20 protein-coding genes and 3 pseudogenes are annotated in these 26,330 nt (G+C 70.3%); 10 read left to right on the top strand and 13 right to left on the bottom strand.

What is annotated here, in order from left to right; all coding sequences use genetic code 11:
• The first annotated feature begins 315 nt into the window (after positions 1-315).
• Positions 316-1,359 (top strand): L-glyceraldehyde 3-phosphate reductase, encoded by a 1,044-nt coding sequence (gene mgrA / locus ACFY0P_RS46385; RefSeq protein ID WP_388928374.1) that lies wholly within the window; start codon positions 316-318, stop codon positions 1,357-1,359.
• A 293-nt stretch (positions 1,360-1,652) separates the two neighbouring features.
• Here the strand turns inward: mgrA and ACFY0P_RS46380 are convergent, their stop codons facing one another.
• A complete protein-coding gene (locus ACFY0P_RS46380; RefSeq protein WP_388928372.1) occupies positions 1,653-2,228 on the bottom strand; it encodes a hypothetical protein in 576 nt (191 codons plus the stop codon).
• A 333-nt stretch (positions 2,229-2,561) separates the two neighbouring features.
• Positions 2,562-3,713 carry an ROK family protein gene (locus ACFY0P_RS46375; RefSeq protein WP_388928370.1) on the bottom strand — a complete coding sequence of 384 codons (1,152 nt, stop codon included), beginning with the start codon at positions 3,711-3,713 and terminating at the stop codon, positions 2,562-2,564.
• Positions 3,714-3,899: 186 nt separating this feature from the next.
• Here ACFY0P_RS46375 and ACFY0P_RS46370 point away from each other — a divergent pair, with 186 nt between their 5' ends.
• Positions 3,900-6,350 (top strand): glycoside hydrolase family 3 C-terminal domain-containing protein, encoded by a 2,451-nt coding sequence (locus tag ACFY0P_RS46370; protein WP_388928368.1) that lies wholly within the window; start codon positions 3,900-3,902, stop codon positions 6,348-6,350.
• Positions 6,351-6,426: 76 nt separating this feature from the next.
• Positions 6,427-8,061 carry a carboxylesterase/lipase family protein gene (locus tag ACFY0P_RS46365; protein ID WP_388928366.1) on the top strand — a complete coding sequence of 545 codons (1,635 nt, stop codon included), beginning with the start codon at positions 6,427-6,429 and terminating at the stop codon, positions 8,059-8,061.
• 94 nt (positions 8,062-8,155) lie between these two features.
• Here the strand turns inward: ACFY0P_RS46365 and ACFY0P_RS46360 are convergent.
• Positions 8,156-8,674 (bottom strand): annotated as a pseudogene (locus ACFY0P_RS46360) (transposase); the annotation flags it as partial.
• A 163-nt stretch (positions 8,675-8,837) separates the two neighbouring features.
• The gene (locus ACFY0P_RS46355) at positions 8,838-9,761 is read right to left on the bottom strand and encodes an alpha/beta hydrolase (RefSeq protein WP_388928406.1); all 924 of its coding nucleotides are present in this window, start codon (positions 9,759-9,761) and stop codon (positions 8,838-8,840) included.
• Positions 9,762-9,834: 73 nt separating this feature from the next.
• Here ACFY0P_RS46355 and ACFY0P_RS46350 point away from each other — a divergent pair, with 73 nt between their 5' ends.
• A complete protein-coding gene (locus ACFY0P_RS46350) occupies positions 9,835-10,311 on the top strand; it encodes a MarR family winged helix-turn-helix transcriptional regulator (protein ID WP_388928404.1) in 477 nt (158 codons plus the stop codon).
• Positions 10,312-10,620: 309 nt separating this feature from the next.
• Positions 10,621-11,376, top strand: a complete 756-nt coding sequence (locus tag ACFY0P_RS46345) for a hypothetical protein (protein ID WP_388928364.1) — start codon at positions 10,621-10,623, stop codon at positions 11,374-11,376.
• A gap of 115 nt (positions 11,377-11,491) precedes the next feature.
• Here the strand turns inward: ACFY0P_RS46345 and ACFY0P_RS46340 are convergent, their stop codons facing one another.
• Both ACFY0P_RS46340 and ACFY0P_RS46335 read right to left on the bottom strand, forming a co-directional pair.
• Positions 11,492-11,899, bottom strand: a complete 408-nt coding sequence (locus ACFY0P_RS46340; RefSeq protein WP_388928362.1) for a hypothetical protein — start codon at positions 11,897-11,899, stop codon at positions 11,492-11,494.
• 156 nt (positions 11,900-12,055) lie between these two features.
• Positions 12,056-12,928, bottom strand: coding sequence for an alpha/beta hydrolase (locus tag ACFY0P_RS46335; RefSeq protein ID WP_388928360.1), 873 nt, complete (start codon positions 12,926-12,928; stop codon positions 12,056-12,058).
• 58 nt (positions 12,929-12,986) lie between these two features.
• On the opposite strand from ACFY0P_RS46335, the pseudogene ACFY0P_RS46330 reads away from it, so the two are divergent.
• Positions 12,987-14,522, top strand: a pseudogene (locus ACFY0P_RS46330) (glycosyl hydrolase); the annotation flags it as partial.
• 72 nt (positions 14,523-14,594) lie between these two features.
• On the opposite strand, the gene ACFY0P_RS46325 reads toward ACFY0P_RS46330, so the two are convergent.
• Positions 14,595-15,176: a TetR/AcrR family transcriptional regulator gene (locus tag ACFY0P_RS46325; protein WP_388928358.1), complete on the bottom strand. Its 582-nt coding sequence runs from the start codon at positions 15,174-15,176 to the stop codon at positions 14,595-14,597.
• A gap of 105 nt (positions 15,177-15,281) precedes the next feature.
• On the opposite strand from ACFY0P_RS46325, the gene ACFY0P_RS46320 reads away from it, so the two are divergent.
• Positions 15,282-16,478, top strand: coding sequence for an MFS transporter (locus ACFY0P_RS46320; protein ID WP_388928356.1), 1,197 nt, complete (start codon positions 15,282-15,284; stop codon positions 16,476-16,478).
• Between the two features lie 12 nt (positions 16,479-16,490).
• Here ACFY0P_RS46320 and ACFY0P_RS46315 read toward each other — a convergent pair.
• From ACFY0P_RS46315 to ACFY0P_RS46295, 5 genes and pseudogenes are all read right to left on the bottom strand, one after another.
• Positions 16,491-17,048, bottom strand: a pseudogene (locus ACFY0P_RS46315) (helix-turn-helix transcriptional regulator); the annotation flags it as partial.
• Positions 17,039-18,787, bottom strand: a complete 1,749-nt coding sequence (locus ACFY0P_RS46310; protein WP_388928402.1) for a hypothetical protein — start codon at positions 18,785-18,787, stop codon at positions 17,039-17,041. The pseudogene ACFY0P_RS46315 and the gene ACFY0P_RS46310, both read right to left, overlap by 10 nt.
• Before the next feature lie 285 nt (positions 18,788-19,072).
• Complete coding sequence (locus ACFY0P_RS46305) at positions 19,073-19,375, bottom strand: response regulator transcription factor (RefSeq protein ID WP_388928354.1); 303 nt, start codon at positions 19,373-19,375, stop codon at positions 19,073-19,075.
• A 42-nt stretch (positions 19,376-19,417) separates the two neighbouring features.
• Complete coding sequence (locus ACFY0P_RS46300) at positions 19,418-20,107, bottom strand: response regulator (protein ID WP_351498275.1); 690 nt, start codon at positions 20,105-20,107, stop codon at positions 19,418-19,420.
• The gene (locus tag ACFY0P_RS46295) at positions 20,104-21,798 is read right to left on the bottom strand and encodes an ATP-binding protein (RefSeq protein ID WP_388928351.1); all 1,695 of its coding nucleotides are present in this window, start codon (positions 21,796-21,798) and stop codon (positions 20,104-20,106) included. The genes ACFY0P_RS46300 and ACFY0P_RS46295 overlap by 4 nt, the downstream gene beginning before the upstream one ends.
• Before the next feature lie 259 nt (positions 21,799-22,057).
• On the opposite strand from ACFY0P_RS46295, the gene ACFY0P_RS46290 reads away from it, so the two are divergent.
• The 3 genes from ACFY0P_RS46290 to ACFY0P_RS46280 all read left to right on the top strand — a co-directional run bounded on the left by ACFY0P_RS46290 (position 22,058) and on the right by ACFY0P_RS46280 (position 24,953).
• The gene (locus tag ACFY0P_RS46290; protein WP_388928349.1) at positions 22,058-22,918 is read left to right on the top strand and encodes an ABC transporter ATP-binding protein; all 861 of its coding nucleotides are present in this window, start codon (positions 22,058-22,060) and stop codon (positions 22,916-22,918) included.
• Positions 22,915-23,796, top strand: coding sequence for an ABC transporter permease (locus ACFY0P_RS46285; protein ID WP_388928347.1), 882 nt, complete (start codon positions 22,915-22,917; stop codon positions 23,794-23,796). The genes ACFY0P_RS46290 and ACFY0P_RS46285 overlap by 4 nt, the downstream gene beginning before the upstream one ends.
• Before the next feature lie 62 nt (positions 23,797-23,858).
• Positions 23,859-24,953, top strand: a complete 1,095-nt coding sequence (locus ACFY0P_RS46280; protein ID WP_388928345.1) for an ABC transporter substrate-binding protein — start codon at positions 23,859-23,861, stop codon at positions 24,951-24,953.
• Positions 24,954-25,011: 58 nt separating this feature from the next.
• Here the strand turns inward: ACFY0P_RS46280 and ACFY0P_RS46275 are convergent, their stop codons facing one another.
• On the bottom strand, positions 25,012-26,328 hold the full coding sequence (locus ACFY0P_RS46275; RefSeq protein WP_388928343.1) for a histidine kinase dimerization/phospho-acceptor domain-containing protein: 1,317 nt from the start codon (positions 26,326-26,328) through the stop codon (positions 25,012-25,014).
• Positions 26,329-26,330 lie beyond the last annotated feature (2 nt).

Raw genomic sequence — 26,330 nt, 5'->3', positions numbered from 1 at the left:
CTTGACCTGACACGCCGCCGACGGAGGCGTTTCGCGACAGGCCTTGGCCGGCGTGGACGTCCTTGCGGAGATCATCCGGAGGGCGCGTCGTCCACGCACAGGCCTGCGGCCACCACCGAGGTGAGCAGACCGATGGCCCTTCTCAGCGGGTTCACCCAGCTACGGCCACGGTTTCCGCCGCGAAGTCCTCTTTGAGAAGTGACACCGATGAATGCGATGTGCGGGAGCTGTTGGACTCGGAAATCGAGCCGGGGCACAGTGGGCACGTTCACCCCCCGAACAGCATGAAACTCACTGTCACCTGCGGAGACCCCCATGAACCACGTCGCGGACCCCGAGCGGTACAACGGCACGATGCGCTACCGGCGCACCGGGCGCTCGGGCCTCGACCTGCCCGTGCTGTCCCTGGGCTACTGGCACAACTTCGGCGACGACCGGTCGTTCGAGAGCCAGCGGGACATCGCCCTGCGCGCCTTCGACCTCGGAATCACCCACCACGACCTGGCCAACAACTACGGCCCGCCCTACGGCTCCGCGGAACTCAACTTCGGGCGGCTGCTGAAGCAGGACCTCGCGCCGTACCGGGACGAGCTGGTCGTCTCCACGAAAGCCGGCTGGGACATGTGGCCCGGCCCCTACGGCCAGGGCGGCGGCTCCCGCAAGTACCTGCTGGCCTCCCTCGACCAGTCCCTGCGGCGCACCGGCCTCGACTACGTCGACATCTTCTACTCCCACCGCCTCGACACCAGCACGCCCCTGGAGGAGACGATGGGCGCGCTGGACACCGCCGTCCGCCAGGGCAAGGCCCTGTACGTCGGAATCTCCTCCTACGACGCCGAGCGCACCCGGCAGGCCGCCGCGATCCTGCGGGAACTGGGGACACCTCTGCTCATTCACCAGCCGTCGTACAGCATGGTGAACCGCTGGATCGAGACGGACGGGCTGCTCGACGCGGCGCAGGAAGAGGGCTTCGGCGTCATCGGGTTCACGGCGCTCGCGCAGGGCCTGCTCACCGGGCGGTACCTCGACGGCATCCCGGAGGGCTCGCGGGCCGCGGCCGGCACCTCGTTCGACACGGACTGGCTGTCGGACGACATGATGAACGGGCTCCGCGCGCTCAACTCCATCGCCCAGCGCCGTGGGCAGACCCTCGCGCAGATGGCACTCGCCTGGGCACTGCGTGACAGGCGGGTCACCTCGCTGGTCATCGGCGCGTCGCGTACCGAGCAGCTCACGCAGAACGTCGCCGCGCTGGAGAACCTGGAGTTCACCGCCGAGGAGCTGGCCGAAATCGACACGTACGCCGTCGACGGCGGCGTCGACCTGTGGCATGACGCCCGGACCGGAAAGATGAACTGAGGCCTTGCACGCGTCGGCCGACGGCCTGTGCGACGGCCGACGCGGCCTTGGCTCCTGCGGCCGACAGGAAGGCGCCCACCGCCGGCCCACTGCAGGGAACTGGGAGTGAGGGGACTGCCCGCATCGCGTGCCATCCGGGCGAGATCCATCTGAACGCCGACGCTGGTCGACCCGGTCGTCAAACGTTCACCTCGCGGCGACGCGCCGCCCGGGACAGCAGTCCCCTCGAGGCGTGGCGCGTCGATCGCTGCGGCGTCCGCCAAGACACGACTCCCGGGTCGGACCCGAGGCCGTCAGGCGTCCTTCGCCTCGTTGAAGTCCAATTGGATGCTGCTTGAGGACGGCAGAGTGACGAACAGCGGCATCTTGTACAGCGGCGGAGGTTCGCCTGCCAGTCCGAGTCGCTGCCAGGCCAGCCGGGCCGAGATCTGGAGGACCCGGCGCGCGCGCATGATGAGCAAGAAGGCGAGCGGCAGTTCTACCAGTACCGCCGAGGCTATGCTCCCCCACACGTCGCCTCGCCCCCAGCTCAGGGAAATGTCGAACCAGGCATCGCAGACCAGGAGCGTGGCTGCCACGAGGGACAGCGGAACCAGGACCTGCCGTCTCAGCCAGACCGCCACCCCGGCGCCGATCAGCGACACGAGCAGCATGACGTCGAAGCCCACCCACACCATGGGCCAGTACCGAGCCTCGAAGCGATCGGGCAGCGTGACGGCCAGGTAGACGGTCCAAGGGACGAGCACGAACACGCACAGGGCGAGTTGCCCCACCGCCCGTCGGCGGCGGCGGCGCAGCGTGGGACTGTCCGGCGAGAACGCCTTGACCGTCGTACCCGTCGTGGCGGTGGGGTTGCTCTGCTCGCTCATCCTCGCCTGTCCCTGATATCGGCTCCCGGCCCGGGCCGACCCCGTCGATGATCGCACTGCTGATCGCGTGACACGGGCGACGTGCGGGCGTAGGACCACGCCGCGAAACCTGCCGATCGTTCCTCGATGGTACGGAGAGCTCCCATCCGGCCTGCAGGCGGAGCCGCTGACTCCGTCCGCAACGACCGTGAGCGCCGATCCGGCGTGAGCTGCATGTTCGCCGTCTGACGGCTGATCGTCCCAGTTTCGCGGCCGGTGAGGGATGCCCGAGGCCCGCCAGTGGCACCCCGACCGGCAGAGCGGAGAGCGACCCGCCGCCCCGTCCGGCGCGGATCAGCCCTCGGCCTGCCGGATTCCGCCCCGCAGGGCGATGTCCCGGGCGAGCGTGAGGCTCCCGATCAGCTCGGCGCGGGTGCCGAGGGCGGACGCGGCGACCAGAACGCGGCTGTCGAAGCCCGGCTGGGCGAGGCGTTCGATCGAGTCGCGGACACCGTCGACGAACGCCTCGCCTGCCTGGCTCATCTCGCCGCCGATGATGACGGCCGCGGGGTCGAGCAGTGCGCACAGATTGGCCAGGACGCGGCCGAGGGTACGGCCGGACTCGGCGAAGATCTTCCGGGCCACCGGGTGGTGGGCGATCTCCGGCAGCCGGGACCGCAGGTCGGTGTCGCCCGGGTAGAAGTGCCGGACCTGCTGGAGCACCTGGCGGACCGAGACGATCGTCTCCAGGCAGCCGCGGTTGCCGCACCGGCACCAGTTGCCGTCCGGGATCACCTGGGTGTGGCCGATCTCGCCCGCGGCCCCGAAGCTGCCGCTGACCGGGATCCCGTGGACGATGAGGCCCGCCCCGATGCCGTCGGACGCCTTGACGTAGATGAGGTTGCCGCGGTTGTCGGCGGCACCGTGCCGGTGTTCGGCGAGGGCTCCGAGATTCGCGTCGTTGTCGAGGGCGACCGTCAGTCCCGTCCGGGAGCCCAGTTCGGCCGCCAGATCGAGCCCGGACCAGCTGGACAGGATGGTGGGCGAGGCGATCGCCCGTTTGCTCATGTCCAGCGGCCCCGGTATGCCGACGACACACGCGCTCACGGGGCCGCCGACGGTGAGCCGGACCTCCTCCACCGTCTGCCGGATCATGTCGGCCGTGATGTCCAGGGCCGCGGTCGGCCGCGTGTCCACATCGATCGCCACCCGCCGCTCGGCCCGGATGGCCAGGTCGAGGGTGGCCGCGGCGACGGTGAGATGCCGGTGGCTGACGTCCGCTCCGACGACCGCGCCCGCCGGATAGCGCGGCCGAAGGCGGCGGCCGGGGCGCCCACGGCCGCCCGTGTTCTCCCCCTGGTGCTCGGTCAGCAGCTCCTCGGCGAGGAGGTCGCGGACGACGGCCGCGACGACCGGACGACTCATGCCGAGCGCCGTCTGCAGTTCGGGGCGCGACGCGCTCCCGTGCCGCCGCACATGGGCAAGGACCTCGTCACGTGGAGACACGTGTCACCTCCCTCACGAGGGCGCCAATTTATGTCTGCCAAGAACGGAATTCCAGAGGGTTGACGCATCGAATGCGCGAATTTAACCTCCTTGAACGTTCGATCTTTTATAGAGCCACCTGCTGTGACTCGAATTCTGTCCAGCGGAGACATAAATCGTCGAGCACTTCAGTGGTGAGGAGCCCGCATGGAGCTCGATCGGAGATCGGTACGACGCCGCGGCGGCCGTTTACGCCGTACGGCGCTGATCGCGGGAGTGAGCGCCGCGCTCCTGGCCGGGAGCACGGCCGTGGCCCCCGGCGCCTCGGGCGCCGGCAACGCGGGCCTGACCGTCAAGGTGTCGGCCCGCGTGGCCGCCCTCATCGCCCGGATGACGCTGGACGAGAAGCTGTCCTTCGTCCACGGCGCCACCGATCCCCGTGCGCTCGGGCAGGCCGGATACATCCCGGGGGTGCCCCGCCTCGGCATCCCCGAACTGCGGCTCACCGACGGCCCGGCGGGCGTCCGGGTCAACGAGCACGCCACCGCGATGCCGGCACCGGTCGCCCTGGCCTCGTCCTTCGACGACGGACTGGCCCGGGAGTTCGGCCGGACCGTCGGACGCGACGGCCGTGCGCTCGGCCAGGACGTTCTCCTCGCCCCCATGACGAACACCATCCGAGTGCCGTACGCAGGCCGGAACTTCGAGACCTTCAGCGAGGACCCGCTGCTCAGTTCCCGCATGGTGGCCGGCGAGGTCGAGGGCGTCCAGAGCCAGGGCCTGATCGCCACCGTCAAGCACTACGCGGAGAACAACCAGGAAGACAACCGCATGGGGGTGAACGTCAACGTCGACGAGCAGACCCTGCGTCAGATCGAACTGCCCGCCTTCGAGGCCGCCGTCGAAGCCGGCGCCGGGGCCGTGATGTGCTCGTACAACTCGGTGAACGGCAGCCACGGCTGCGGCAGCGACGAACTGCTCGACTCGATCCTCAAGGAGCAGTGGGGCTTCCAGGGCTGGGTCATGTCGGACTGGGGCGCGGCCCACGCAACGACCGACATCGTGAACGGCCTCGACCAGGAGATGCCGAGCGGTGTCTACCTGGGCGAGGAACTGAAGACCGCGATTACCGACGGCACCATTCCGGTCTCCGAGCTGAATGATTCGGTCGCACGCATTCTGCAGCAGATGACGAAATTCGGTCTCCTCGACGGCGCCGCGGCCCAGCGGCCCGCACGCGACCCGAAAGGCGGCGCGAAAGTCGCCCAGAAGGTGGCCGAATCCGGCGCGGTCCTGCTGAAGAACACCGGCGAAGCGCTTCCGCTCACCGGCAAGGACACCAGCATCGGGCTCATCGGCCCGACCGCGAGGACACCGAAGGTCACCGGCGGCGGCAGCTCCAACGTCGTACCGGACTCCGCCGCCTCGCCGCTGGACACCATCACCGCGCGGGCCGGCCGGCACACCACGGTGCGCTACGCGGCCGGCGGCGACAACACCGGCGTCCCCGTCCCCGCCTCGGCCCTCAGCCCCGCCCTGCCGGTCGACGCGGACGGCACGATCCCCGTCACACCGGACGCCTCCTTCGACTACAGCGGCACCCTCACCGTGCCCACCGACGGCGACTACTCCTTCGTCTTCGACCTCCCCGCCGCCTACGGCCTGCTGAAGATCGACGGCAACAGCGTCATCACCGGCTTCCTCGGCTCCAGCACCGCCACGGTGCACCTCACGGCAGGCGCGCACACCTTCGCGGCCGGCGCCCTCGCGATCCAGGGCGGCCCGACGAAGGTCCGGCTGAACTGGGTCACCCCGCAGGCCGCGCAGGCCGCGCGAGAACAGGCGGTGGCCCTGGCCCGCCAGGTGCAGACCCCCGTCGTCTTCGCCTACGACGACGGCACCGAGGGCTTCGACCGGAAGAACCTCTCCCTGCCGGCCGACCAGGACGGGCTCATCTCCGCCGTCGCCGACGCCAACCCGAACACGATCGTCGTCCTCAACACCGGTTCCTCGATCACCATGCCGTGGCTGTCCAAGGTCAAGGCGGTCCTCGACCTTTACTACCCCGGGGAGAACGGCGCCGAGGCCACCGCCGGGCTGCTCTACGGCGACGTGAACCCCTCGGGCAAGCTCACCCAGACGTTCCCCGCGAGCGAGTCCGCGACACCGGTGGCCGGCGACCCGCTCAGGTACCCGGGAGTGGGCAACCAGGAGAACTACTCCGAGGGCGTCTACGTGGGCTACCGCTGGTACGACAAGCAGCGGTCCGCCCCGCTCTTCCCGTTCGGCTACGGACTGTCGTACACCTCCTTCGCCTACCGCGACCTCTCGGTACGGCAGAGTCACGGCGCGTTGACCGTCTCGTTCACCCTGAAGAACACCGGCACCCGTGCCGGTGCCGAGGTCGCCCAGGTCTACGTCGGCGCGAGCCCGGGCACCACCGCACCGCAGGCGGTGCGCTCGCTCGGCGGCTACCAGAAGGTACGTCTGCGCGCGGGCCAGTCGAAGACCGTACGCATCCGGGTCGACGCCCAGCAGCTGAAGTACTGGAACACGTCCTCCCACGCCTGGGTGCTCGGCACCGGGAACCGCGACGTGTGGGTCGGCTCCTCCTCGCGGACGCTCCCCCTGCACGGCACCGTCGGCGTCACCCGCTGACCGCCCGCTTCCTCCTCCGCACCACCACGCGTGCCGGCCGCACCGCCGCGGCCGGCATCCCGCCAGAGAGGCCCCGATGACTGCCAGCAGAATCCGTACTGCCCTGGGCGGCGCGCTGATCCTTTCCCTGACCGCCGTCGGGCCCGCCGGGCTACTGCCCGCGACGGCGGCCGCGGCCACGTCCGCGACGGCGGCGAGTGCGCCGGCCGTGGTGCCCACCGACAAGGGCGCCGTGCACGGCGCCGTCTCCCATGGCGTCGAGCGTTTCGTCGGCATCCCCTACGCGGCGGCCCCCACCGGCTCCCTGCGCTGGCAGCCGCCGCGGCCCGCGGCGCGCTGGACCGGCGTTCGGGAGGCCACGGCCTTCGGCAATCCCTGCCCGGTGCTGCCCAGCGGCAACGGCCCGCGCAGCGAGACCGAGGACTGTCTGGACGTCAACGTGTGGCGGCCGGCGGGAGTGCGGGCCGGCGCCCGTCTGCCCGTGCACGTGTTCATCCACGGCGGTGGCCTGACCAACGGCAGCGGTGCACAGAACGACGAGTCGAAGCTCGTACGGGAGACGGGTGTCATCGGTGTCTCGCTCAACTACCGGCTTGGCGTCTTCGGCTTCCTCGGGCTGCCCGCCCTCACCAAGGAGGGTGGCGAGTCCGGCAACTACGGCTTCATGGACCAGCAGGCCGCACTGCGCTGGGTGCAGCGCAACATCGCGGCCTTCGGCGGGAATCCCGGCGCGGTCACCATCGACGGCGAGTCCGCGGGCGGTTGGTCCGTCTGCGGACATCTGGTGTCGCCCGGCTCGCGCGGCCTGTTCGCCCGCGCCATGATCCAGAGCGGCTCCTGCCCCAGCGAGCCGCAGGCCCAGGCCGAGTCCGCCGGAACGGCGTTCGCACGCCAGGCGGGCTGCGACGGCACCGACGAGACGGTCGTCCTCGGCTGTCTGCGGTCGGCGTCGGCGGGTTCACTCCTCGACGCGAGCCGGACCTTCTCGGCCGCCTTCGTGGACGGGACCCCGACGTTTCCGGTCAACGTACGCGCGGCGGTGGACAGCGGGCGGTTCGCCCGTGTGCCCCTGGTCGTCGGCGCCAACCGTGACGAGGGCCGCACCTTCGCCCAGGGCTACATAGGGGCGGACAAGGAGGCCTACCTCGCCTTCGTCCAGGGTGTCGCCGGGGACCGCGCCGACGAGGTCCTCGCCCGCTACCCCTGGCCCGAGAAGTCCGACACGTACACCGCGGCGTACCTCGTCGGCGCGCTCATGACCGACTCGGGGATGATCGGAGGGATCGGCGGGTGCGGGCAACGCTCGCTCGTCCGGACCTTCGAGCGCTACACCCCCACCTACTCGTACGAGTTCGACCACCGGACCGGGCCCGGCCTGACGCAGATACCCGGTTACGTCTGGGGAGCCGGCCATGCCGCGGAACTCGCCTACATCTGGCCCAGCTTCGACAACGGCACGCCGATCGCGCCGCTGTTCAACGCCGACGAGCGTCGGCTGGCCCGCGAGATGACGCAGTACTGGGGCGCCTTCACCAGGACCGGCCGGCCGCATGTCGCCCGGCTGTCCGCCTGGCCCGCCTACCACAGCGGCAAGGGGTTGACGCTGTCGCTGCGGGCGGGAGGCAGGAGTGCCCTGATCGACGACGACCAGGTCTCCGCCGAACACCGGTGCTCGTTCTGGGACACCATGGGAGTCGCACACGGTTCCTGAGGACGGGCCGGGCTCCGAACGGCCGCCGGCACGCCACGGATGTGCGCGGTGACCACCGCGCCGTCACCGAGGGCTGTGGAACCGGTGGCCGGAACCCCGGGATGGCGGCCTTCAGGCGGAGTCCGCGTCGGCGCCAGGTGCGTCGTCCCTCCTCCCGCTCGGGGTCTGCTTCGGCTTCCTGCCCGCTTCGTTCTTCGGAGTCGCCCCTTTTGACCTGGCCTTCTCCTCCTCGGCCGCGGCCTTCTCCAGGGCAATGAGGAGTGAGGGCGTCTTGACCCAGGTGCATTCCGGCGGCGTCGTGGTGAGCGCGCGGTGGTGGAGTCGATAGTGACCAGGGACAGGTCAACCTCGCCTCGCTTCGCTGCTTCCGCGATCAGGCCCTCCAGCAGGGCCTCGAAAACGCCGTCATCACGCCACTGCCGGAAGCGGTTGTGCACAGTGACAAGGCGCCGAACTCCTTCGGTATCTCCTGCCACTGCCCGCCAGTCTTGAACCGCCAGATCACGCCCTCGAACTGCTGCCGCAGCCGCTCGGGATACGGGCCCTACTCGCCGATCGGCACGTACCGCCCGATGAACTCCCATTCCTCGTCAGTCAGTTGTATTCGCGTCACGCAAGAGGATCTAGCGTCCCCAGGTGAGACACTGTTTACGGCGGATGGGCTTCGGGGTCTTGAATTGCCCTCGGAGCGGGGCGGGGCCCTGGCTGCCAGGGAGCGGAACGGCGAGCCAGGGCCGGGGTGTGGGCCGTCGTCCCTATGAGGGCGTATGCCGCCTTCAGCTTGCCGGCGTGTGTGCCGTGCCCTTGCTGCGGATGCGCTGGCGGAGAAAGAGAGCGGCGCGCTCCAGTGCCTCGTCGGCTTCGTCCAGGACGCCGGCAAACGCCTGGAAGACATGTGGAACGTCCGCGGTGACGTCCAGGATGACGTCCACTCCGGCTTCCCTCGCGCGGGTGGCCATGCGTGTGGAATCGTCCAGGAGCATTTCGTTGGTGCCCGCCTGCAGAAGTATCGGGGGGAAACCGGTCAGGTCGGCGCGGATGGCGGGGCTGAGCATGGGCTGGTGCGGGTCCTGTCCCGCAAGGTACATGGCTCCGGTGTATTCCAGGCCCTCACGCGTGAAGAACGGATCGATGCCCGCCTTGCTGTCCATGCTCCCGCCTGTCCGGGTCATGTCGAGTCCAGGGGAGAACGCCACGATCGCGGCGGGCATGGGCAGGCCCGCGCCGCGAGCGGCGAGGCAGGTGGCGGCAGTGAGGCCGCCACCTGCGGACTCCCCGGCGAACGCGATCGCCGAAGGGTCTTCGCCGCTGTCGAGAAGTGCGCGGTAGGCGCTCAGCCCGTCCTCGATCGCGGCCGGGAACGGGTGCTCAGGGGCAAGCCGGTAATCCAACGAGAACGCCCTGAATCCTGTTTTGGTCACCAGGTTCCCCGTCAGCGACATCGCCGTCTCCGGTGAACCGACCACGTAGGAGCCGCCGTGGAAGTAGAGGATTGTCCCGGCCGTCGGAGTGCCGGCCGGCTCGACGAGCACCGCGGGCCGGTCGCCGAGCGTCGCAGTCCGGGTGCGGATCCCGGCCGGGACGATCATTTCGGCCATCATCGCCCTGAACCCGGCGCGGAGCTCCTCCACCGGCCGAGGGCCCTCAGGCCGGGGCTGCCGGACCATCGCGTCGATCTCCGCGCGCTGTTGCCTGCTCATTGTCGCCTCCACCGCAAGTGAATGCCAAGGAACTATATGCCAAGGCATCTGTATGGATGCTAAGATATATGCCATGGCATCTAAGTCAAGCGGTGGCCGGGTCGACCTCCCGGGCTTCTTCGCCGACCTCGTTCGCTGTGAGACGCGCCTCTACAACGCGCTGAACGACCGTCTTCGCGAGCGGCACGGGATCGTCACCTCGCAGTTCGAATTCCTGCGCTTCCTGCGCGACCACCCTGGGTCCCGGGTGGCGGACCTTGCCGCTGAGTTCGCCATCGGGATCGGTGCGACCAGCAAGGGCATCGACCGTCTGGAGAAGCAGGCATGGGTCATACGGCGAACCAATCCATCGGATCGTCGCTCATCACTGCTGGACCTGACCGATGACGGCCTGCAACTCGTCGAGGCGGCGGAGGCGACCTTCACTGAAACGCTGGCCGAGCTGACCGCAGGCGCCCTCGGTGGCCCCTCAGGACTGGCCGCCGTACAGGTCCTTTCGGAGCTCCGCTCCGTGCTCGAACGCCATCAGATCGGCCTGCCGACAGGTTGACTGGCATGTGCATCCAGTGCGATCGCCCGCCGGCCATGTGATCAGCCTTTGTTGCGAGGCGAATCCCGCAGATTGATCACAACTCGATACGCGCCCTGGAGGCGACCGCCTATGCCCCTCCTCCCCATAACCGGTCGTACCGATGCCGCGATACACCACGTGTGGCGGCTTCCCACTGGCGATGCCGTGCGAGGGTACCGAGCCCTCTGGTGGAGCGTCGGACCTGCCGGAGAGCTTGCGGTCCTCCTGGTCCACCGCCGACACCTTGATCACACCCGCTACGTCAAGGGATGGATCGGGTGGGGGCCGGTGATTCCGTTCACCGGCGAGTTGGTCACCATCACCGCTCATGGGGAGCGGCGCATCCCGGTGAAGGACATTCGCATTCGGCCAAGCCACTTGGCTCTGCTCCCAGATTCCCGATTCCTCCTGGTGAGCGGCCGCACGTTCCGGAACGAGACCGCGGGTTCCTGGACATCCAACGCTGTGATGTTCTCTCCATCGGGGACACCCGAAGCCGAGTTCTGCGTCGGTGACGACATCCGAGCTCTGGTCACCGACATCCACGGCGGCATCTGGACGGCTTACGGAGACGAAGGCATCTACGGAGGTCACACCGAGTCGGGAGCGGGTCTCGCTGGCTGGAACACCCGGGGGCAGGTGATGTGGGCTCCCAACGGACGGCTGCCCGACCATCCGCTGGAAGGCTGCACCGCCGCGACCGAGAGCGAGAACGTCTGGCTCGTCTGGTACTCGGGCAGCAGCCGCGGTGGCACCTTCCTGACACAAATCTCTCCGTCCACCGGCGAAGTGTCCAGCTATGCCAGCCCCGTCCCCGATCCGGACGGATTCGCAGTCCTCGGCAACCGGGCAGTACTCACCCGCAGGAACCACAACAGGCGGTCTGTCGAGCTCACACATGCCGAGCTCAACGGCACCACCTGCACAGTGACCAGCCGCCGCACGCTTCGCGTTCCCGGCCGAGTGGTCATGCGCTGCGGTCAAGGCCACAACGGCTCCCTCTGGCTCCGCGCAGGCGACGCCTGGATGCGTATAGAGGCATGAACACCCTGACTTCACCGCAGCCGGTCCAACTTGGGTGGCAGGCTGTAGAACACCGAAGGCTAAAGCACAAGCTCAGACGCTGCCGTGATCGGCAACGTGACCCATGCAAACGGGCCTACGAACCCAGATCGGGTGGCGTGATCCCGAGGTCGACGCGCATGACATGGCGCACTCTCCATAGGGAGTCCCACAGCCGATTCATGCTCTCCCGGGCGGCTTCGACGTTCTCTCCCGGTTCGGTAGTGCCTCTGTCAAGACGGATCAGCAGGCCATAAAGATCACCGAAGTGACGGTTCGCGGTGCCGGCTGCCGCCATGACAACGTCAGGCAGCATCATCTGGGCCTCCGCGCGGCGCAAGCGATGGTCTCGGCGTGATCGGTCCAGTTCCGACCGCAGTTCCTCGGTCACCTCGTCCCTGTCCAGAGCATGGACGAGCTTCGTCATCACTTTGATGAAGTCGCGAGTACCAGCGTTGAGGGCTGCGTAGCAGGTGCGCCGCGCTTCGAGCTGAGTCTGCTGCACAGGTCGATCGCGGACGGATGGACGAGCACGACGACACTCCTGGTCAAGCAGGTGATCTCGGCCGCGCACTCGTCTACCAGGAGCTTCACGGCTCTGTGCGACAAGGGTGCAGCCCCCTCACCTCAGCCGGCGCCAGGTAGGACGAGCAGGTATCGATCAATCCTCGTTGGGCCGCCACAGCCAGCGCAGAGCGTCCGGCAGCAGGACGCCGCCGTGGTTGGGGCTGTGTCCTCCGTCCCCCAGGACAAGGCGGAAGTCGTAGCCGGCTTCAGCGAGGGCGGCGGCCACGCGCAGGTTTTCGGCGAGCCAGTTCCGCTGTGGCTCATTCCAGTGCAGGTCGCGGTGGCCGCCTTGCATGAAGATGCGCAGCGGCTTGCGGGGGACGCGGGAGATGAGGTCCGGGTAGGGATTGCCGCCCGGCATCTGCGCGAAGCTGGACAGGTATCCGATGACGCGGCGGAACTTGTCCGGACGCAGCCACGCGGCGGTGAAGGCGCAGTTGCCGCCGCTGCTCCCGCCGCAGATGCCCCACCTTTCGGGCGAGAGCGCGATGGTACAGCGCTCGGCAACCTGCGGGATGATCTCGGTGAGGAGGAAGGTGACGTACTGGTCGTCGAAGGCGTCGTACTCGTTGTTGCGGTTCTTCGGGTTCTCCGCATCCGGGAAGACACCAGGATCGACGAATACACCGATGGTGACGGGGATGTCGCCGCGGTGGACGAGGTTGTCCAGGACGATCGCGCCGCGTACCTCCCCTGCAGGGTCCAGGTACCACCATCCGTCCTGGAACACCATCAAGGATGCCGGTTCCGCTGGGTCGTACTGTGCAGGCACGTGTACCCAGAACTTGCGGAAGGTTCCCGGGTAGACCTCGCTGCCCCTCCACTCGAACGCGACCGTCTCGCCGGCGGGCACGCCCGGCTGTGGAGCGGAATCGGGTCCGTGGACGTAGCGCACGTCCGACTGGTCGATCGGAAGTGGCCGGTAGGGCATCTCGACAGTCACGGAAAGCAACCGTAGGGCGGTCACTGCCCTGGTCTGCAAGGGAATTTTCGTCCAGACCCTCCCCCTCTCAGCTTCGGTGCGAGGGCCCGGGTTCGCCGCGTTCAGCCCGTACAACGGCGGGGCGGGGTACGGCGAGTCGTGCAGGCCACGCCAGCCCACCTGGCGGCATGTCCCGGACATCGCCGGCTACCTCGGGCGGGTGCACCAGGTGCTCCAGTCCGGCACCGTCCGCGCCGACGTCGCCGTCTTCCGGCAGACCGGCTACAGCGCGACCGGCATCGGCGCGTCCTGGCTCACCTCCACCGGCGTCCCGCTCGGCTGGACCCACCAGTTCCTCAGCGGGCCGCTGCTCGACCTGCCCTCGGCCAGGGTGTCCGGAAAGCGGCTCGCGCCGGACGGGCCCGCCCACAAGGCGCTGTTCCTCGAAGGCGACTTCTTCTACGGCTCCAACCCGACGCTGGCCGTCGCCGACGCCCGCAGGCTGCTCACGTTCGCCCTGGCCGGGCTGCCCACCATGCTGTTCGGCGCCTTCGACCAGGCCCTCACCCCGGGTCTCCCGGACGCCGGCGAGACCGCCGAACTGCGCGCTCTGACCGCCCGGTTGCTGGCCCTGCCGAACGTTCGCCAAGTCACCGACAAGACCCTGGTCGGCGCGGCCTTCGCGGATCTCGGCGTGACGCCCGACGTCGCCCACGGCACCTCCTCGACCCTTCTCAACGCGCACCGGGCGACGGACGACGCCGACTTCTACTACTTCTGCAACGGCAAGCACGCCGAGACCGTCAAGCCGCCGGTGGCGGCCGTCGACCACGACGTCACCGTGCGCTCCGGTTCCGGCACGGTGCCCTATCTGCTGGATCCCTGGACCGGGCGGATCACCCGGCTCGCCCTGTACACCCAGGACGCGGACTCCTTCACGTTCCGGGTGACCCTCCAGCCCGGGGAGACGCTCGTCGTCGCGCTGGCGCGGCCCGGTGCGTTCGGGGACCGTACCGGGGCCCGCCCGCACGCGGTGACGACCGAGGCGGACAGCGTGCTGTTCGCGGACGGTTCGCCGGTCGTGCGCGCGGCTGCGGCGGGCACGTACGCCACCACCCTTTCGAACGGCCGCACGGTCACCACGCGGATCCCCGAGGTGCCCGCGCCCGTCGCCCTCGACCAGTGGACCCTCACCGTCGACGACTGGCGGCCCAGCGCCGACGCCACCAGTACCGAGATCGTCCGGCACAGCCTGGCCCTCGACGCACTGCTGGCCTGGTCACAGATTCCGGAACTGGCCGATGTGGGCGGTATCGGCCGCTACCGGACCACGGTCACACTGCCGAGTACCTGGTCCTCCTCGACGGGCGCCGTGCTGCGGCTCGGCAGCGTCGCCGACCCCTGCCGGGTCACCGTCAACGGCACCCGGCTCGATCCCGTCGGCCGCCTCAACCCCGAGGTGGACCTCGGCGGTCTGCTCCGCCCGGGCGCCAACACGGTCGAAGTGGAGGTCGCCACCCCGCTGTTCAACCGGCTGCGGGTCAGCATCCAGGCGGTGTTCGGGACGGCGGCACGCCAGGCGTACGGTCTCCTCGGCCCGGTCCGGCTGGTCCCCTACGTCCAGCGGACCGTGGCCTGATCCGGGCAGCGATCGCGGTCGCCGGTTCCTCTCCCGCCGGGGCCGGCATCGCGCAGCGGTCGTCGGTGCGGTTCAGGTGGGGTCCGTGGACATGCGGGGGTCGGCGGCGACGATCGCGCGGACCGTCTCGGTGACCAGCCTGCGGTCCAGCGGGGCGTCGGCGAAGGCCCGGTGCATGGGCCAGCCCTCGATCAGGGCGTCGAGTGCGCGGGACACTCCGGGCGTGAAGTGCAGGGCGAGGCTGTCCCTGCTGCGTTCGAGCCAGGTGCGGGTCGTCGCGGAGACCGCCTCGTTGTGGTTGGCGTAGGCGTACATCTCGAAGATGAGGGTCATGTCGCGTTCCGTGGCGTAGGCCGGACCGCAGATCAGCTCGACGACGGCCGCCTCGGCCTCGGCCGTGGAGGCGGCGGACTGCAGCGTGCTCCGGTAGAGCCCGGACATGGTGTCCGACAGCCGGGCGAAGGCCTGGGCGAGCAGGTCCGCCATGCCGTCGAAGTAGTAGGTGAGCGAGCCCAGCGGCACGTCCGCCCGTGCGGCGATCTTCCGGTGGGTGGTCCTGTGCACGCCGCTCTCGGAGATCACGTCCAGGGCCGCATCGAGAATCCGCTCCTTGCGTCCGGGATCGTTCGGGATCTCGCGTCGTGTGCCGCTCACGCCCTCAATGTGCCATGGGTTGCCCACTCCCAAGTGTGTACAGGCGTACAAGTAGTGTGTACGGTCGTACAGACTTGTGTACGGACCCAGCTGGAGCCACCGCTCATGCCCCTTGACCTCGCCCGGCGTCGCACCGCCGTCTTCGTCCTGTTCTTCACGCCCGGGCTGACCATCTCCTCCTGGGTCACCCGCACCCCGGACGTGCGTGACCTGCTGGGCGCCTCCACGGCGCGGATGGGTCTGATCCTGTTCGGGCTCTCGGTCGGCTCGATGCTCGGCATCCTGTGCTCGGGCACGGTCGTGGCCCGCTGGGGTGCCCGGCTCGTCATCCTGGCCGGCACGTCGGCCGTCGCCGCCGGTGCCGCGGTGGTCGGGGTGGGAGCCGCGGTCGGTTCGGAGGCCTGCGTCGCGCTGGGCCTCGGGTTGTTCGGTCTGGGCATGGGCGGCGGCGAGGTGGCCCTCAACGTCGAGGGCGCCGAGGTCGAGCGGCTGCTCGGCCGCTCCACGCTGCCCGCCATGCACGGCTGCTTCAGTCTCGGCACCGTGCTCGGGGCGGTCGTCGGCATGTGCCTGACGGCGGTCGGCTTCCCGGTCCTCGTCCATCTGCTCGTCGTGGCCGCGGTGGTGCTGGGCGCGCTGGCCCTGGTCATCCGGCGCGTCCCCGCCGAGGTGGGCCGGCAGACGGCAGGCGAGCGCCGTGCTCCGGGCGCGGCACGCGCCGCGGGGTGGCGCGATCCCACACTGCTGCTCATCGGCTGTGTCATCCTCGCGCTCGCCATGGCCGAGGGCACCGCGAACGACTGGCTGCCGCTGGTCATGGTGGACGGTCACGGCTTCGACGCCGCGCTGGGCTCGGCCGTGTACGCGGTCTTCGCCGCCGCGATGACCGTGGGGCGCTTCGTCGGCGGACGGTTCGTCGACCGCTTCGGGCGGGCGGCGGCCCTGGGTGGGAGCGCGCTCGTCGGGGCCGCCGGACTGGCCCTCGTGATCTTCGTCGACAACCAGGCGGTCGCGGCTGCGGCCGCCGTCCTGTGGGGTCTCGGGGCGTCACTCGGGTTTCCCGTCGCGCTCTCCGCGGCGGGCGACTCCGGTGCCGACTCGGCCGCCCGGGTCGCGCTGGCCGCGACCGTCGGCTATGTCGCCTTCCTGGTGGGCCCGCCCTCGCTCGGCTACCTCGGTGAGCACTTCGGGCTGCGGCATGCCCTGATCCTGGTGCTCGTTCTGGTGGTGGCGGCCGTCTTCGCCACACCGGCCGCCCGTTCCCCCCGGGAGGTGGGCGACCCGGAACCGGCGGGCACCTGAGACCGGTGCCCGTCAGTCCGTCGGATGGGAGCCCGGGGTGTGGCCGAAGGTCCGGCGGAAGGCGTCGATGAACGCGCCGGCCGACGACGAGCCGCAGGCGTGGGCCACCGCCGTCACCGGGGTGCGGTCGACGAGCAGGACGAGAGCGTGCTGGAGGCGCAGTGGGGTGCGCCACTGCCGGAAGGTCATGCCCAGGTCGCTGCGGAACAGCCGAGACAGGGTGCGGTCGCCCGCGCCGACGGCACGGCCGACTTCCTTGAGGGTGCGGCGGTCGGCCGGGTCGGCCCGCAGGAGGGCGCACACGTCGCGCAGCAGGGGTGCGGTGGGAGTCGGCAGGTGCAGGGGCTGTCGCGGTGAGGCCCGCAGCCGGTCGAGCAGGACGGCGCGCCTGCGGGCCCGTTCGGCGCTGTCGTCGTCCTCGCCGCGGGTGTAGGCGATGATCAGCTCGCACAGGAGCGGGCCGACGGCCAGTACGGTCGGCACGTCGAGCGCGAGGGGGTTCTCGGTGGCGGGCAGTCCGACGAAGTGCAGTTCGAGTTCGCCGTGGGCCCGGTGGGCGTCTACCGCACCGCGGAACCGACGGGGATGTGGGCGGACGTGATCGTCATCGGGGTGCCGGTGACGGCGATGAGATAGCTGCCCGGCCCGTGACCACGGGGCATCGCACGGAAGCCGCCCTCGGGCTCCACGCGATAGTCGGCGGAGGCGTGCGGGGCCAGCACGGCCGGTCCCGAGGTGATCGTCCACCAGTTGGAGGCGCCCTGGCCGGTACGGCTCGCGAAGTGCGGCTGAAGTGCCGTACCGGTGGTGTTGACGGCACGGACGTCGATGGCGGTGACACCGGCACGCGAGCCACGCTTGGTGAAGTGCGGCGCGAGGCTCATGCGCAGCGGCGGCGGGCTCCCGGCGGCGATCGCGACGCACGCGAGGGCGGGGGCGAGCAGGCCGGCCGCGACGACGGCCTTGGCGCGTCGGCCGGTGAGACGGGGCAGGCGTGGCTGCCAGGCGGTGGCGAACGCGGCGGCCGGGACGGTGGCGGCGGCCGCCAGCCACAGCGGGGTCATCATCAGGAAGTAGCCGTCCTGGGAGCGGGTGGCGAGGTAGAACGCGAGCCACGGCAGGACGGTGAGAGCCGGGCCGAGCCGCCGGACGAACAGCAGGGTGGCAGCGAGCAGGCCGAACAGCAGCAGCTGGCTGCCGTAGGAGTAGAAGTCGAGGCGGCTGCTGCCGTCGGTGAAGTAGTAGGAGATGCCCATCACGCCCTGGCCGTGCAGGATCGCCTTCTGGTCGAGTGGCAGCAGGATGCCGTGCAGCCAGCCGGAAAAGTCCTGGACGGCGAAGTACGCGTTGGCCGCGGCCCAGGTGAGAGCGGCGGTGGCCGTGTAGCGGGCGGTGACCGCCAGGGCTCGCCGGGGGCCGAGTTCGCCTCGCCGGACCGCGTACAGGCCGATCAGGAGGAACGGGGCGAGGAACCAGGCGAGTTGCTGGGCGGCGCAGGCGGCACCCAGGCAGGCAGCCCGCAGCACGCCCCCTGGCCCGAGGTGGCCGCCCTCGCCCGTGCCGGGCCAGCGGACCACGACGGGGACGAGCAGGGCAAGGGCCGTGACGGCCGGGTAACCGGCGTAGGCGTAGTGGGGCAGCAGGCCGAAGCCGAGGCAGACGGCCGTACCGGCGGATCGCCAGGGCCCCGGCAGCAGGAACCACAGCAGGACCGAGGAGGCCAGCAGCGCGACGGTGGGGACCAGGGTCGCGGCTGCCGTCGAGTGGAGGACGGCGTGCACCGGTGCGGCCAGCAGAGCGGTCAGCGGCGGATAGCCGTACGTGTAGTCGGCGCCGCCGGACATGGTCTTGGTGATCCCGACGCCGTGCGTGTCGAACAACCAGGGCCATGCCTGGCCGTAGACCGGACGGCCGTGCAGGATCTGGTCCGCGGCCTGGGCGGTCAGGGCGGCTTCGTCCGTGCCCACGTGGTCGAGCAGGTAGCCGCAGATCACCAGCGCGACGGCCGTGACCAGCACCGCCGCGTCGACCCTGATCAGGGCCCGCCGGCTCCGTACGAGGAGGCTGAGGACGGCGCAGACCAGGATCGAGGCGTAGCAGGCGGAGATGACGGCGGCGACCGGCGGGCGCGACGCCATCGCGGTCGTCCAGGCGGCGCGGGTGCCGATGAACAGGCTGATCGTGGCCAGCAGGGTCATGCCCCGGTGCCACTGCTGGGGTCCGGCGTCTTGGACGCCGGGAACCGAGGCCCGGGTCGGGGGCGGTGCCGCCAGGCGCGTCGCGGTACGAGGACGGATCCCGACGCCCATTCCGCCGCGATGGGTGTCAGCCAAGAACTGCCTCCTCTGCTGCGCCCCCGCCGAGCGGCGACCGCAGGTGTCGGGCCGGCCGGTTCCGCCGCGCCGGAGGCTCAATCCGACCGCCCCGGCACGGAGTTCACGCTCCCGTCGTTCGAGGCAGGGACGAGTGGACGCCCCGTTCGATCATCTACAGTTCACCTCGCGTCTACAAGAATGTAGTCGGTAAGCGGTTCGCGTGAAATCACCCACCGGGAAGTCACCCTTCTCTTACCGCTGCCTCGCGGGCGCGAGCGGTCAGGCTCCGTGCGGGCGCAGTCGGTGCTCGTAGGCGAAGATCACCACCTGAACCCGGTCTCGGAACTGCGGCTTGGCCAGGATCCGCGTGCTGTGGGTCTTGACGGTGGTCTCGGTGAGGTGGAGGCACTGGGCGATCTCGGCGTTCGTCAGGCCGGTGGCGATGAGGTGGAAGGCGTCCCGTTCTCCGGCCGTCAGCCGCTCGGTGTCGGCTTCGGTTTCGGCACCACGGCGGTCCTCGCCGCGCTGGTGTGCGCCGCGCTGGTCGGCCACCTCGCGCTGTCCCGCCCGCGCGAAGACCACGACACCCCGGCGCTCACTCCCGCCGCTCTGCCCTGATCCGGCTCAGTGCGCGGCGCGGTAGCGGTGCTCGGGGCGTCCGGTGGCTCCGTAGCGCAGTTCGAGCCGGACCATGCCCTCCTTGACCAGGTAGGAGAGATAGCGCTGGGCCGTGGCCCGGGAGACCCCGGTGCGTTCGGCTGCCTCCGCGGCCGACAGGGCGTCGTGCGTGGTGCGCAGGGTCTGGTGCAGCAGGGCGAGGGTCGGCGCGGAGTGGCCCTTGGCGGGGACGCGGGGCACGGCCGGCGGGCGGGCGGCGCTGAACAGGGCGTCCACGTCGGCCTGGTCGGTCTCCGGGACGGTACCGAGAGCGTCCATGCGGTGCTGGAGCTCGCGGTAGGCGGTGAGCCGTTCGGCGAGGTCGGGCGCACCGAAGGGTTTGACCAGGTAGCCGACGGCGCCGAGTTTCATCGCGGTCCGCACCGAGGTGATGTCCCGGTCGGCGGTGATCATGATGGCGTCGGGGCGGTCGCCACCTTCGTCCCCGCTCAGCCGGCGCAGCACGTCGAGTCCGCTGCCGTCGGGCAGGAAGATGTCGAGCAGCAGCAGGTCAGGGTGGAGGGTGCGCACCGCGTCCAGCGCCGCGTCCACGGTCGCCGCCTGGCCGACCACCTCGAAGCCCCTGACGCGGGAGGCGTAGTCGCAGTGGATGCGGCTGACCCGGAAGTCGTCGTCCACCACCAGGGTCCGGATCACCAGCGGTCACCTCCCGCGATGCCGCCCGGCGCGCCGACCGGCACCGGCGGAACCGTTGTGAACAGGGCGCCCTGCGGGGCCGGGGCGGTGTCGGGCACGGGCAGCGTCACGGTGAAGACCGCGCCCGGCCCCTCGCTGACCGTGATCGTGCCGCCGTGCCGCTGCACGAGCCGGTGGACGAGGGCGAGTCCGAGGCCGCGCCGGGCGGTGCCCCGGTCCGGACGGGTCGACCAGCCGTCCTCGAAGATCGACTCGGTGGCGCCCGGCGGAATGCCCGGCCCGGTGTCGGCCACCTCCACCCGCACGACGTCGACGGCCTCGATCAAGGACAGCCGCACCTCGCAGCCGCCCGGCCGCGCCGGTCCGGTCGTCGACGCGTCGATCGCGTTGTCCAGCAGGTTGCCGACGATGGTCAGCAGCCGGCGCAGATGCGGCGGGTCCTCGCCGAGGGCGGAGTCGTCGCTGAGGACGATCCGCACCCCGCGTTCCGCGGCCACCGTGGTCTTGGCGACGATCAGTCCCACGAGCAGCGGGTTGCCGATCCGTTCCCGTACGGACTCGGTCAGCGCCTGCTCGGCGCCGGCCGTCTCGACGGCGAACTCGTAGGCGGCGTCGTGGTCGCCGATGTCCAGCAGGCCGGCCACAGTGTGCATCCGGTTGGTGAACTCGTGCTGCTGGGCGCGCAGCGCGTCGGTGAGGCCGCGCACCGAGTCCAGTTCGCGCAGCAGCCCGATGAGTTCGGTGCGGTCGCGCACGGTGACCACGGCGCCCAGTTCACGGCCGTGCAGGGCCACCGGCATCCGGTTGACGACCAGGCAGTGGTCGTCGGTGAGCACACTGATGTCACTCCCGGTCAGGGTGCCGTCCAGGGCGTGGCGCAGCCGCCCTTCCGGCAGGACCTCGGCCAGCGTTCTGCCGAGCGCGGTGCCGAGGCCGAGCAGGTCGCGAGCCTCGTCGTTGACGACCGTGATCCTGCCCTCGGGATCAAAGGCGACGACTCCCTCACGGATGCCGTGCAGCATCGCCTCGCGGTCCTGCAGCAAACCGGCGATCTCCTCCAGCTCCAGCCCGAACGTCGTCCGCTTGAGCCGCCTGGCCAGCAGGAGGGCGGCCGCCGAGCCGAGCGCGACGGCGCAGGCGCTGTACAGGCCGAAGGTCGGCAGCTCGCGCCACAACTCGCCCAGCACATAGTGCTCGGGAATGCCCGCGGACACCTCGCCGACCAGCTTGCCGGTGGGCCCGTACAGCGGAGCCTTGCCGTTGGCGGACCGCCCGGTCGCGCCCTGGTCGGTACCGACGTGGGGCCTGCCGTCCAGCACCACGATCGGATCGCCCGTCGGGTCTCCGATCAGCGCCGGGTCGGGATGGGAATGGCGGATGCCGCGCAGGTCGAGCACGACCACGTACGACGCCCCCGACGCCTTGCGGATCCGTTCGGCCACAGTCTGCACCACGTCGCCGCCGCCCCCGTCCTGCATGGCGTGCCGGATCTGCGGTTCGGCGGCCGTGGTCTGCGCGATGTCCAGCGCCCGCTGCTCGTAGGTGCGGTCGATCTCGCCCCGCTGCGCGAAGGCGAACAGCACGAAACCGATCAGCCCGGTCAGCGCCAGGATGGCCAGCTGGTTGGCCAGAATGCGCGCGGAGAGCCGCCCCTTCCCGCCACGTCCGACCGGGATACGGATGGGTTTCACCAGCGTCACTCGCGTCTCTCGCCTGTCGTACGGCTACCGGGCGCGGCCCCTGCGCCGTACCCGTGGTGGCGTGATTGTGCCCCCGCCCTCGGCCCTCTGCCCAGCCCCGGATCGCTGAGCAGAACGAGCAGAAGTCCGGCTAACACGGCTTACGCGGGATACGGATGAAACAGCGACGTAACACCCGGCGGCCCCTAGCGTCTGCCTTCCTCGACCCCCGAGGTCCGACCCCCCGAGGTCAGGAAGGAGACCACCTCAGATGGCTTTGCGAAACGATGCCGCAGTGAGTCCGGTCGCCGGGAGAGCCGGCCAGGACAGCGCACGAGTCGAGATCTCCGGGCTCACCAAACGATTTCTGACTCCTGCCGGTGAGGTGTTCACGGCGCTGCAGGATGTCTCGTTCACTGTGGAGCCCGGCCAGTTCTGCGCGGTGGTGGGCCCGACCGGTTGCGGCAAGTCCACGACGCTGAGCATGGTGTCCGGGCTCGACCGGCCCAGCGAGGGCTCGGTGAAGGTCGGCGGCCGTCAGGTGGACGGCGTCACCGACGGCGTCAGCTTCATGTTCCAGGCCGACGCCCTGCTGCCCTGGAAGACCGTGCTCGGCAACGTCCTGATGGGCCCCGTCTTCCGCAAAGTACCCAAGCAGCAGGCCCAGGCATCGGCACGCGACTGGCTGCGCCGGGTGGGCCTCGCGGGGTTCGAGGACCGCTACCCGCACCAGCTCTCCGGCGGTATGCGCAAACGCGTGGCGATGGCCGCGGCGCTGATCAACGAGCCCCGGATCCTGATCATGGACGAGCCGTTCGGCGCCCTGGACGTGCAGACCAAGGCGATCATGTCGACCGAACTGCTCGGCCTGTGGGAGCAGATCCGGCCGTCGGTCATCTTCATCACCCACGACCTCGACGAGGCCGTGGCGCTCGCCGACCGGGTCGTCGTCATGACGTCCAGCCCCGGCTCGGTCAAGGCGGTCTTCGACATCGACCTGCCCCGCCCGCGCGGCTCGGTCCAGGAGATCCGCTTCCAGCCCCGCTTCATCGAACTTCAGCACCAGATCTGGGACTCGCTGCGCGAGGAGGTGGAGCGCGCCTACGCACGCACCGCAGGAGGTACCGCATGAGCACGGCGTCCGCAGTCTCCCCCGCTCCCGTCAAGGGTGGCGCCCCTCTCTCGGCCGGAGCCGTCGCCAAACGCGCTCGTCGGCGCCGCGTCGCCCTGGTCTGGGCCGGCCGCGTCGGCCTCGCGGCCCTGGTCATCGGAGGGTGGCAGGCGTTCACCACCTGGGGAATCGTCGACCCGTTCTTCTTCGGGCAGCCCTCCGGTATCGCCAAGCGGCTGGTCGACCTCTTCCAGCACGGCACCGAGTTCGGGTCCTTCTACGCGAACATCTGGACGACGATCCAGGAGGCGCTGGTCGGCTTCGCCGTCGGGGCCGCAGCCGGCGTGGTCGTCGGTGTCGCGCTCGGCCAGAGCCGCTTCCTAGCCGACGTTCTGGGCCCCTACATCAAGATGGTCAACGCGATCCCGCGGATCGTCCTCGGCTCGATCTTCATCGTCGCGTTCGGCATCGGCGTGCTGCCGAAGATCCTGCTCGCGGCGGTACTGGTGTTCTTCATCGTCTTCTTCAACGCCTTTCAGGGCGTGCGCGAGGTCGACCGCAACATCCTCGCCAACGCCAGGGTGCTCGGCGCCTCCCAGCTGCAGATCATCCGGCACGTCACCGTGCCGTCCGCGCTCACGTGGATCATCGCCAGCCTGCACAGCGCCTTCGGCTTCGCCATCGTCGGCGCACTGGTCGGCGAGGTGCTCGGCGCACAGAGCGGCCTCGGCCTGGTCATCAAGACCGCGCAGAACAACTTCGACCCCAACGGCGTGTTCGCCACCATGCTCGTCATCTCGGTCATCGTGCTCGGCGCCGAGTGGGTGATCGGCAAGCTGGAGCACCGGCTGCTGTCCTGGCGCCCGCCGGCCCCCTCCGAGGCGTCCAACGCCCTCTGACCCAGCCCCTCCCCTCCCCCCGTTCTCCCCTGTTCCACCTCACAAAAGGAATGTGGCCAGCCATGTCCAGACGACCCGCCACCGTTGCCGCGTCTCTCCTCGCCGTTCTCACTCTCGGCGCGGTCAGCGCCTGTTCCGGCAACTCCGGCAGCACCACCGCGACGAGCGGCTCCGGCGGCACACCGACCGTCAAGCTCATGGTCGGCGGCATAGACAAGCAGATCTACCTGCCCTACCAGCTCGCCCAGAACCTCGGCTTCTACAAGAAGTACGGCGTCGACGTCCAGCTCAGCACCGAGCAGGACGGCGGTGTCGGCGCCGAGGAAGCCATGGCCTCCGGGCAGGTGGACATGGCCGGCGCCTGGTACAACCACACGATCGAGTTCCAGGCCAAGGGCAAGGCGGTGGAGGACGTCGTCCAGCTCTCCGGCGCGCCGGGCGAGCGGGAGATGTGCACCAAGAAGTCGGGCGTCACCTCGGGCGCCGACTTCAAGGGCAAGACCCTCGGCGTCACCGACCTGGGCTCGGGCACCGACACACTCACCCAGTTCCTGGCCGCCAAGAAGGGCGTCAAGACGAGCCAGTTCCACCGGATAGGCGTCGGCGCGGGCTCCACCGCCATCGCCGCGCTGCAGAACGGCAAGGTCGACTGCGTGATGACGACGCAGCCGACGGTCGCCGCGATCGAGAAGAAGGGTGTCGGCACCTCCGCGATCGACCTGGCCACCACGCAGGGTGCCACGGCCGCGATGGGCGGCGCCTTCCCCGCGGCCAGTGTGCTCGCCCGCACCGACTGGGTGAACGCGCACAAGGACACGGTGCAGAAGGTCGTCGACGCACTCGTCGCCACCATGCACTGGATCAACACGCACAGCGCGGCCGACATAGCCGACAAGCTGCCGGCGTCGTTCGTGTCGAACCAGTTGGTGACCAAGGCCGACTACATCACCGCCCTGACCGAGGACAAGGGCCAGTTCCTCCCCGACGGCATCATGCCTGCCGGCGGTCCGAAGACCTCCCTGGCGACCGAGCAACTGGTCGGCAACGTGAAGGGGTCGGTGGACCTCAGCAAGACCTTCACCAACGAGTTCGCCCTCCAGGCCAACAAGACCGAAGGCTTCAAGACGACTACGACGCCGGCAGGACCGACCGGCTGATCCCCACCGGACCCGGGGGCGCCCAGGTGACATCCACCAGGGCGCCCCCGCGGCATGCTCACCCACCCGCCTCTTGCCTCCCGTCCTGACCGACGGGAAGAAGCAGGGTGAACGTGGCGGGGTGCCGACCGGTCAGGGAGAGCCTGCCGCCAAGCGAGACCGCCAGGTCACGCGCGAGGGCCAGGCCGATGCCCGTTCCGTGCCCGTCCCCGGTGCGGCCGCGGTCGAAGAGCCGGGACGGCTCGCCCGTCACGGCACCCTCGTCGCTCACGTCGAAGGCGAGGGCGTCGTCCAGATCCCGCACCGCCACGCGGACCGTGCCGCGCCCGTGCGCCCGGGCGTTGTCCAGCAGGATCCCGAGCACTTCCGACACAGGCCCGCCGGGAACGCGGACGTCGGCCGGTGCGTCCTGGCCGGCGCACTCCAGGCGTCTGCCGTCCTGGGCGAAGAGGCCGTGCCACCGTTCCTCCGTCTCCCGCAGCAACTGTCGTACGGCGATCGTCCCGGCGGTGGGGCGGGCCGTCTCCCGGGAGCGGGACAGCCGCAGCACCTCCTCCACTGTGTGGTGCAGGCGCTCCGTGGTGGCCAGCGCCTCGGTCAGCACCGGCCGCAGCCGGGCGTCGTCGTCCTGGGCCAGGCCCGCTTCCAGAGCGAGTTGCAGGCCGGTGAGCGGGGTGCGCAGCTGGTGGGAGGCATTGGCTGTGAAGTCGCGTTCGCGGCGCAGGAGTTCGGAGAGGCTGTGCAGCATCTCGTTGTGGGTGCGGGCGACCTGGTCGATCTCGGCGACGTCGCTGGGGGCGGCCCGTGCGTTCAGGTCGCCCTCGGTCACCGCCCGGCAGTGGCGGGAGAGGTCCTCCAGCGGCGCGGCCAGCGCCCGGGCCTGGCGGCGGGCGACGAGCACGGCGACGGTCAGCGCGAGCGCGGCCACGCCGAGCAGCAGCGTCCAGGCTGCGACCACCCGGTCGCGTACGGCGGCGGCGGGGGTGGAGGCCCGTACGACGCCGATCACCTTCTCGGCGTGGGAGACGGGCACGGCCACCACCAGGTCGGCGCCCGCCCGGCCCCGTACCGCCGCACCACCCAGGGACTGCCGGACCGGGGTGTCGCCGGGCCGTGGGCCGGTGCCCGCGCGCAGGCGCAGTTGCGCGTCGTACAGGCCCAGACGCCCGCCGACCGGGGGCGCGGGCAGTTCCACCGGGTCGCCGGTCACGAAGTCCGGGCTAACCCGTACGGCCGCGGCCAGGGCCGACCGCTCCAGGGTGTCGCGCTGGTCGGCGTACAGGGACGACCTGATGGCCAGGGCCAGCGGGACGGCGAGGAGGACGACGGCGACCAGAGCGGCGGTCAGGGCGACTCGCACCACGCGAAGTCTCATGT

This window comes from Streptomyces sp. NPDC001714 (assembly GCF_042892755.1).
In the GTDB taxonomy this organism is placed as follows: domain Bacteria; phylum Actinomycetota; class Actinomycetes; order Streptomycetales; family Streptomycetaceae; genus Streptomyces.
Note: the sequence above shows the minus strand (reverse complement) of the source record. Positions and strands in the feature narration are given on the sequence as shown.